This is a genomic window from uncultured Mailhella sp. (genome assembly GCF_905187505.1).
In the GTDB taxonomy this organism is placed as follows: domain Bacteria; phylum Desulfobacterota; class Desulfovibrionia; order Desulfovibrionales; family Desulfovibrionaceae; genus Mailhella.
In genome coordinates this window covers 1-8,715 of record NZ_CAJJIC010000100.1, presented here as the reverse complement: position 1 = coordinate 8,715, position 8,715 = coordinate 1, and the positions used below count along the sequence as shown (strand labels likewise).

Here is an 8,715-nt window from a genome sequence, read left to right as displayed (position 1 = left end):
TATCTCCCCCGGCGGGGCCAGGGGCAGCGCCCCTGATCTGCCTTTCCTGCCTTTCTCGCGTTTACGCCTCCAGCACGGAGGAAAGTTCTTCGGGGGAGGTTATGAAGCGTGAGGCACCGGAGGAAGCGAGGTGTTCTCTGGTACGGAAGCCCCAGGTAACGGAGAGGCAGGGGACGTCGGCGTTGGCGGCGGTAGCTATGTCCACTTCGGAGTCGCCGACGTAGAGGGTGGAGTTTTTGTCGGCTTCGAGTTCCCGCATGGCTTCGAGGAGGCTGTCTGGTGCGGGTTTACGGCGCACGCCTTCGCGTTCGCCGAGGGCGGCGCCGAAGAGTCCCTTGAAGTAGACGCGGTTCATGTCCTTGACTTCGGGGTCGGGCTTATTGGACACGATGCCGAGTTTCAGGCCGCGCTCGGCGAGGGCGCGCACGGCTTCCATGATGCCGGGGTAAGGGCGGGTATGGTCGCGGCAGTGCACGGCGTAGTGGGCGCGGAAGCGGGCGAAGGCGGCCTCGAAGTCGGGGTTCTGCTCACCGCCGGGCAGGGCGCGGATCATGAGCGTGCGCACGCCGTTGCCCACGAAGGAGCGCACCTCGTCGAGGCTGCGGCGCACGTCGGTGAAGGGTTCGAGCGCGTAGTTGGTGCTGATGGTAAGGTCTTCGAGGGTATAGAGAAGCGTGCCGTCGAGATCGAAAATCACCGTATCGTAATTCATGGTGCATCCGTAAGGCGCGGTTGTGCGCGCTGCGTGTTGTTTGGGAAAAGGCCCGGTGTTCCGCCCGGGGAACGCGGGTCGGGCCCAGCGGGGCCGGAAGAGTGAAGCGGCGGGCCGGAGGGCCCAAAAAAAGGGGGAAGGCGAACCCTCCCCCTCATGTTTTTTCGTTTCCCGCGGGCGGGAAGCTCCGTGTCATCCGGCGCTCAGGGCCGGACGCCCGGGGCGCAGGCTAGAAGGCCTGACCCATGGAGAACTCGAAGCGGCCGCTGTTGCGCTTGGTGCCGTCCGCGTTTTTGGAGAGCGGATAGCCGTAGGCGAAGCGCAGGTCGCCCATGGGCGAACGCCAGCGGATTTCCAGACCGGCGGAGGAATACACCTTGTCGAACACGCTGGAGCACTGCTCGCTGTCGGCGTTGAAGCCCACGTCGTAGAAGGGCACGAAGGCGAGTCCGAGATCGGGCTTGACCACCCAGATGTATTCAAAGTTGGCATAGCCCATGCGGTCGGAACCGATGGTTTCACCGGTTCTCGGGTCACGCGGGGATATGTCGTCGTAGGAGTAGCCGCGAATGCTGCGTATGCCGCCTATCCAGAAGCGGTCGAACACGGGCACGGTCTTGTTGTCGTCGACCTTGTAGACCGCGCCCACGCGTCCGCGCACGTGCAGGATGTTGGTATCATTGAGGCCGTAGAAGAAGCCGGCTTCAAGGATGGGCTTGAAGAAGCTGTCGTCGCTGCCGGTCCAGGGGCCGCTGTACTGCATGTTGATGGACACGCGGGTACCTTCGGTGGGGAAGGTGGCCCGGTTGGTGGTGTCGCGGGTGACGCCCATGGACACGGTGCTCGCCCAGTGCTTGCCGCGGTAGGCCTGAATGATCTGCGAGGCGTTGTCCGACATATGATACAGGTTGTACCGTTCGAACTCATAGCCGAAGTGCACGTTGGTGTACTCGCCTATGGGATGGAACAGGCCGAGCCTGATGCCGGTGGAACGCTTGTAGAAGTAGGACCATTCCTCGTCGATGGTGTAAGGGCTCACGGAGAAGCCCCAGTAGGTGTCGAACAGACGCGGGTTCACGAAGGAGGCTTCGAGGTACTGTTCGCGGGAGGCGGTGTAGCCCGACAGACCGAGGGTGTAGCCGCGGCCGAAGAGGTTGTTTTCGGTGATGGAGGCCATCACGCCGAACTTGTCGTAGGTGGAGTAGCCGAAGCCCACGCTGACCACGCCGGTTTCGGTTTCCTTGACGCCCATCTTGAGATCGACTTCGCCGGGCGTGCCGGTGGGCACCACGGTGGGGTTCACTTCGCTGAAGTAGCGGGTCTTTTCGAGGCGCTGGGCGGAACGACGCATTTTTGCGCCGCTGAACTGCTGACCGTCGGCAAGGCGCATTTCACGCAGAATGACGTTGTCGCGGGTGCGGTCGTTGCCTTCCACCTCCACGCGGCGGATGTACTGACGTTCGCCGGGCTTCACGGTATAGACCACGTCCACCACGCCGTCTTCGGGACGGGGACGGGGATCGACGTTGATGTCGGCGAAGGCGTATCCGTAGTCGCTGTAGAAGTCGGTGAGGGCCTTCACGTCGTTCTGGAGCACTTCCACGTCGAAATAGTCGCCCGCGGCCTGATGCTCGTCCATGGTGATCTGTTCGCGGATGCGCTCTTCGGTGTCGATGAGATCGCCCTGAAGGATGACGTTGCCCACCTTGTAGTGCACGCCCTCGCGCACGCGGAAGATGACGCGTATGCCGTCCTCGTCGTACTGCACTTCGGGCGCGGAAACCTGACCGTCCACATAGCCGTGCTTCATGAAGTAGGCGCGTATGGCCTGGGCGTCGCGCTCGAGAAGGTCGTCCTTGAGCACGCCCGAGCCCGTGAACCATGAGAACATTCCGCGTTCCTTGAGGGAGAGGAAGTCCTTCACGTCGTCGGGAGAGATTTCCTTGAGGCCTTCTATGGCCACTTCCTTGATGTAGAGCTTGCCGCCTTCCTTGACGTGCAGCACGAGCACGGCGGCCGCGCCGTCGGAGCGGGACTGCACCTCATAGGTCACCTGGGCCAGATAGAAGCCCTGCTTGTGATAAAGATCGGTGACCTTCTGCAGATCGTCGGCCAGCACCTTTTCGTTGAGCACGGAATCGGTATGCGTGGACATGGCTTCGGTGATGTCGCCGATGCTCACGGCTTCGGAACCTTCCACGCGCACGTCCTCGATGCGCGGCTTTTCCGCCACGGTGAAGATGAGCACGGGACCTGCGGCCGAAGTTTCCACGTCGGCGCGCACGTCGTTGAAGTAGCCGAGATCCCAGATGTTGCGCACGTCCTCGTCGATGCGGTCCTCATCCACGGGATCGCCGGTACGGGTTCCCACGCGGACGAGCACTCTGTCCTTGTCGATGAACTTGAGACCGCGCACTTCGATGTCGGAAATGCCGCCGCGGGCGGCCTTTGCTGCCGAGCGCACGGAAGAGGTGGAATCGAAGTCGAGCACCATCTGTCCCACAAGGCTGTTTACCGCGGGCTGAAGTTCCAGCAGGTTTGCGCCTTCCATGTGGTAGGCGCGGGAACCGGACGAGGATGCCGACACCATCTGCATGTCGAGGCTGAAGCCTTCGCCGAGCTGGTTCAGACTGCCGAACACGGCATAGCCCGCGCGGGCGGAACGGGCGCGGCTTCTGGCGCCTGCGGCATCCGAAGCGGCGCTCTTGCCGGATGCCGACGTGGGAATGGCCGTGACGCCGTTTGCCTCGAGCGCCTGCCGCACCAGGGCGGGGACGTCTCTGGCAAGCTGCGACTGCGCCGACGGAGCGTTCACGGCGAAGGGCAGCACCAGCACACGGGTTGCGGCCGCCTCCGCGAGGCCGGCCCACACGAAGAGGCAGGCCGCAAGGCAGACCAGACTAGAAAGAATCTTGCGCATAGAGCTCTCCCGATCTCAGTTCAAGGCTGCGGTCCATATCGTCCGCAAGTTCCCGGTTATGCGTCACTATGACAAGGGTCATGCCCGTGTCGCGATTGAGCTTTTTCAGCACGTCGGCGACACGCGCGCCCGTTTTTTCATCCAGATTGCCGGTAGGCTCGTCGGCCAGCAGCACCTTGGGGCGCATGAGCGTGGCGCGGGCTATGGCCGCCCGCTGCCGCTCGCCGCCGGAAAGCGTGGTGACGTGATGATTCAGCCTTTCGGCCAGTCCCACGGTTTCAAGGGCCGCGGCGGCCTTCTCGAGCGCCTCTTTGCGGGGCATACCCGCAATGATGGCCTGCATGGCCACGTTTTCCACGGTGGTGAACTCCGGCAGCAGATGATGGAACTGGAACACGAAGCCGAGTTCCCTGTTGCGGAAATGCGCCGCCTCCTTCGCCGAAAGGGCGGAAAGATCGCGCCCCTCAAAGAGCACGCTGCCGCTCGTGGCGGCATCGAGGGTGCCTAAAATGTGCAGCAGCGTGGACTTGCCGGAACCTGAGGAACCCACGATGGCGAGGGCCTCTCCGGCAACGACGTCGAAGGTGACGTCGCGCAGAATGGTGAGCTCTCCGGCCGGGCTTTCCACCACCTTGCGCGCGTGCCGCACGGCGTAGAGCGGACGGGGCGAGCCGGTGAAAGAATCGTTTGCGTCGTTATTCATAGCGAAGGGCCTCGGCAGGCACAAGGCGGGAAGCCTGCCTGGCGGGATAGATGGTGGCCACGAAACACATGAACATGGATACCGCTCCGATGATGAGAAGATCCAGCGGATCGATGATGACCGGCAGCGTGTCCATCATGTACACGCCGGGGGGAAGCTCGATGAACTGATACTTCTTGAGGAGCAGCGCCAGCACGATTCCTAGCACATAACCTATGGTTGTGCCAACAGCCCCGATGATGGCTCCCTGAAACATGAAGATGCGCCTCACGCCTGCGGCCGTGGCGCCCATGGACATGAGTATGGCGATATCCCTTGTCTTTTCCATGACGAGCATAACGAGCGAGGTGATGATGGAAAAGGAGCCCACCAGAATGACCATGAGCAGCACGATGAACATGCCGAAACGCTCAAGCTGGAGCGCGGCAAAGAGATTGGCGTTCATGTCTATCCAGTTGCGGGCGTAGAAGGGAGCTCCGAGACGTTCGACCACGCTTTCGGCGATTTGTCTGGCGTCGTAGGGATTCTTCACGAAGGCCTCGACGCCGGAAACATGACCGTCGGGGTAGCCCATGAGGTCCTGCGCCGCGCCTATGGACACGTAGGCGAGACGGCTGTCGAAGTCGGACATGCCGGACTTGAATATGCCTTCCACGCGGAAGGAACGCAGCTTGGGCACGAAGCCCGCGGTGGTGCGCTGACCGGCCGGGGACATGAGATTCACGCGGCTGCCCGTGCGCAGATTGAAGCGGCGGGCCAGATCGTGTCCCACGATCATGCCTGCGGGACCGGTTTCGCGGTCAAGGTTCTCCACGCTGCCGCTTTCGAGATGATTGAGGAGCGGCATGGCTTCGGCGGCGGAGGCGGTGTCTATGCCGCGCACCACGAGGCCCGTGGCGCCCTGCGGGGTGGAAAGCAGCACTTCGGCGTACAGAAAGGGCGTGGCGGACACCACGCCCGGCGTTTCGCGTATGCGCTCAATGACGTCGCCTTCGCCCTTTGCGGCCTCGGGCCCGAAGGCTCCGGCCTGCGTGGACATGACCATGATGTGCGGATTCGCGCCGAGAATCTTCTCGCGCATTTCCTCGGTGACGCCGTTGTACACGCTCATGACGATGACGAGCGCGGCCACGCCTATGGCCACGCCCAGAACAGACATGAACGAAATGATGGAAATGAACGTGCGCTTGTTGCGCGAGGTGAGATACCGCGACGCGATGAACAGCGAAAACGACATGAAGTTCCCCTTTCATGGAAGCCCCGGCAGATGCCGGGGCGTTGTTCCCGAAAGATTACACCTCCGGACGGAGCAGCGGGAAGAGCAGCACCTCGCGGATGGTGGATTCGTCGGTAAGCAGCATGGTCAGACGATCGATGCCCACGCCTTCGCCCGCGGTGGGCGGCATGCCGTATTCAAGGGCGCGCAGATAATCGTTGTCCAGCGGGCAGGCCTCGTCGTCGCCCGCGGCCTTGGCTTCCACCTGCGCCTCGAAGCGCAGACGCTGATCCACGGGGTCGTTGAGTTCGGAAAAGGCGTTGCCGTATTCGCAGCCGCAGATGAAGATCTCAAAGCGGTCGGTGATGTCGGGATTCTTGTCGTTGCGGCGGGCCAGCGGCGAAATTTCCGCAGGATAGGCATAAATGAAGGTGGGCCGGACGAGCTTCTCTTCCACGTCAAGGTCGAAAAGACGGGACTGGAGCTTGCCCAGCCCTTCGCTTTCCATGAACTTTTCCCCGCGCGAGGTGAGATAGGCGCGCACGGCTTCCATGTCGTTGTAGAACTCGGGCTTGTGACCGCCCACCTTTTCGAGCGCCTCGTGATAGGTCATGCGCGCCCAGCGGCCGGGAGTGAGATCCACTTCCTGCCCCTGATAGGTGATCACCGGGCTGCCGCACACTTTGGTGGCAATGTGCGAGAAAAGTTCCTCGGTGAGATCCATGAGGTCCTCGAACGTGGCATAGGACCAGTAAAACTCGCAGGTGGTGAACTCGGGATTGTGACGGGTGTCGATGCCCTCGTTGCGGAAGCAGCGGTTGATCTCGAACACGCGCTCCATGCCGCCGGCAATGAGACGCTTGAGATACAGCTCGGGCGCGATGCGCAGATACAGATCAATGTCGAGCGCGTTGTGATGCGTCACGAAGGGCTTGGCCGCCGCGCCGCCCGCAAGAGCGTGCAGCATGGGCGTTTCCACTTCCATGAAACCGCGATCTTCCATGAAACGGCGGAACTCGCGCACGATGAGCGAACGCTTGCGGAATATCTCGCGCGTGCGGGGATTCATGACAAGGTCGACGTAGCGCTGACGATAGCGGGATTCCACGTCGGTGAGACCGCTGTGCTTGTCGGGCAGCGCGCGGAACGACTTGCTGAGAAGCCTCACGCTCTCGCAGCGCAGCGTCAGTTCGCCGGTCTTCGTGCGGAACAGGCGCCCCGTCACGCCCACAATGTCGCCCACATCGAGCTTCTTGAACGCGGAAAAGGCCTCGTCGCCGAGCACGCTCTTTTCGGCGTAGCACTGAATGCGGCCGCTGCGGTCCATGACGTGGAAGAAGATCACCTTGCCGAAGGAACGCGACGACATCATGCGTCCGGCAAGCGCGAATTCCTCCTCAAGAGCGGCAAGCTCCTCGTCGCTCATGGCGCCGTATTTTTCGCACACTTCGCCCGCGTTCTGCTTTCGCTTGAAATCGTTGGGATAGAGCGGAATGCCCGCGTCCAGAAGATCGCAGGCCTTGCCCACGCAGTTCTTCACAACTTCGTTCAGTTCGCCGTGATCGGCGAAATTCTCCAGCATGGGCATGAAATAGGCCGCATGTTCCGACTTCGTGGCAAGCTTGATGGGCTTGCGGGCTTTCTTCTGTGCTTCCAAAAGACACTCCGTTTTATCTGGCAGGGGCTCTGCCCTCTTTCATGAATATGCTGCCGGCAGCGCTCGCGCGCCTCGAAAAGGCCGCAACGAAAGACTCGCTTTTTGGCGTCGTAAAAATATGGGGGTAGGACAAATACGCCCGGCCGTCAAGAGTCGGAAGACACGCAGACGCCGGGAAACGCCTCCCTTTTTCCGCCCCGCATCCCGGCCCCGCCTTTTCCCGCGCTCCCCGCTCCTCCCCCGCGTCAGCGTGCCGCCCCGCCCGCTTCTTCCGCCTTCCGACGCCGGACAGCTCTGCTTGCGACGCAATCCGCACCCCTCCTCACGCCCCCATCCGCAGAACCGACCTGCCTCGAACCCTTCCCGCACGCCGCACCCCGGCCAGCGCTTCCCGCACGCCTGAACATCCTCCCCCGTTCCCGCACCCGCCCTTCGCCCATGTTCCCGGACGGAACGGCAGGGTTTTCCTTGCCCATCCTTGACGAGTGGCTTACAAGTAGGGACATGAACACTCTGCGCACCATAGCCCTCGCGCTGCTTCTGCTTGTGCTTCCGGCCGCGCTCTGTGCGGAAGCGCCCGAGCCTGAGCTCATCCTTCCGGGCGACCCCATCGCATGGACAAGTCCGGAAGACGGGCTCGACATGGCGCGCCTCTCCTACACCAGAGACCGCGGAGACGAATTCTCCCGCCGCCTCGTGATCCGCGTGCTGCGCTTCGATACCGCGCACTTCGACTTCCACCTGTTCAGCTCCCGCTGGGAGGGCAAAAGCGTGCCCACCATGCGCGAATGGGCCGACTCCAAAGATCTTGCCGCCGCCATCAACGCCAGCATGTATCTTAAGGACGGACAAACCTCCACCGGCTACATGCGCAGCGGCGAACGCACCAACAACAGCCGCATCGTCAGCCGCTACGGCGCGTTCTTCGTGGCCGGCCCCAGAGACGATTCCCTCCCCCGCGCCGCCGTGCTCGACCGAAGCGTCGACGACTGGAAAAACCTCCTGCCCCGCTACGACATCGTCGTCCAGAACTTCCGACTCATGGGCCCCGACGGCAAACAGATATGGCCAGAAAACGGCCCCGAACACGCCATAGCCGCCATAGCCGAAGACATGAACGGCCGCATCCTCTTCCTCCATTGCGCCGACCCCGCCTCCGTCCACGACTTCGTCGAAGCCCTGAACGCCCACAAAGACCTCAACCTCAACAGCGCCATGTACGTCGAGGGCGGAAGCGAAGCCTCCCTCCTCCTCCGCCTCCCCGGTACCTTCCACCTCTGGAACGGCATGTCCCCCGCTTCCTATATGTTCTCCTCCCGCGGCGACGCCATCCCCCTCCCCAATATCCTCGGCGCCGTGCGAAGAACCCAGAAATAACATCCCCCAAAAAGGCAGAAAACGCAGATCAGGGGCCCTGCCCCTGGCCCCGCCGGGGGAGTCCCCCCGGCCCCTGAAAGGCAATGCGGGGGAAATAATTCCCCCCGCGCCCCCCTGTTTCGCCTTGCGG

The 8,715-nt window shown here is 62.5% G+C and carries 6 protein-coding genes; 1 reads left to right on the top strand and 5 read right to left on the bottom strand.

Annotation, left to right across the window (positions count from 1 at the left end):
- Positions 1-61: 61 nt before the first annotated feature.
- The 5 genes from QZZ60_RS08875 to lysS form a co-directional block, all read right to left on the bottom strand.
- Complete coding sequence (locus tag QZZ60_RS08875) at positions 62-712, bottom strand: HAD family hydrolase (protein WP_295640617.1); 651 nt, start codon at positions 710-712, stop codon at positions 62-64.
- 229 nt (positions 713-941) lie between these two features.
- The gene (gene bamA, locus QZZ60_RS08870; protein ID WP_295640615.1) at positions 942-3,632 is read right to left on the bottom strand and encodes an outer membrane protein assembly factor BamA; all 2,691 of its coding nucleotides are present in this window, start codon (positions 3,630-3,632) and stop codon (positions 942-944) included.
- Positions 3,613-4,335 carry an ABC transporter ATP-binding protein gene (locus QZZ60_RS08865; protein ID WP_295640613.1) on the bottom strand — a complete coding sequence of 241 codons (723 nt, stop codon included), beginning with the start codon at positions 4,333-4,335 and terminating at the stop codon, positions 3,613-3,615. The genes bamA and QZZ60_RS08865 overlap by 20 nt, the downstream gene beginning before the upstream one ends.
- A complete protein-coding gene (locus tag QZZ60_RS08860) occupies positions 4,328-5,572 on the bottom strand; it encodes a lipoprotein-releasing ABC transporter permease subunit (RefSeq protein ID WP_295640611.1) in 1,245 nt (414 codons plus the stop codon). Before QZZ60_RS08860 ends, QZZ60_RS08865 begins: the two co-directional genes overlap by 8 nt.
- 55 nt (positions 5,573-5,627) lie before the next feature.
- Positions 5,628-7,133: a lysine--tRNA ligase gene (lysS, locus tag QZZ60_RS08855; protein WP_295640619.1), complete on the bottom strand. Its 1,506-nt coding sequence runs from the start codon at positions 7,131-7,133 to the stop codon at positions 5,628-5,630.
- 579 nt (positions 7,134-7,712) lie between these two features.
- On the opposite strand from lysS, the gene QZZ60_RS08850 reads away from it, so the two are divergent.
- Positions 7,713-8,585, top strand: coding sequence for a phosphodiester glycosidase family protein (locus QZZ60_RS08850; protein ID WP_295640609.1), 873 nt, complete (start codon positions 7,713-7,715; stop codon positions 8,583-8,585).
- The last annotated feature ends 130 nt before the right edge of the window (positions 8,586-8,715 follow it).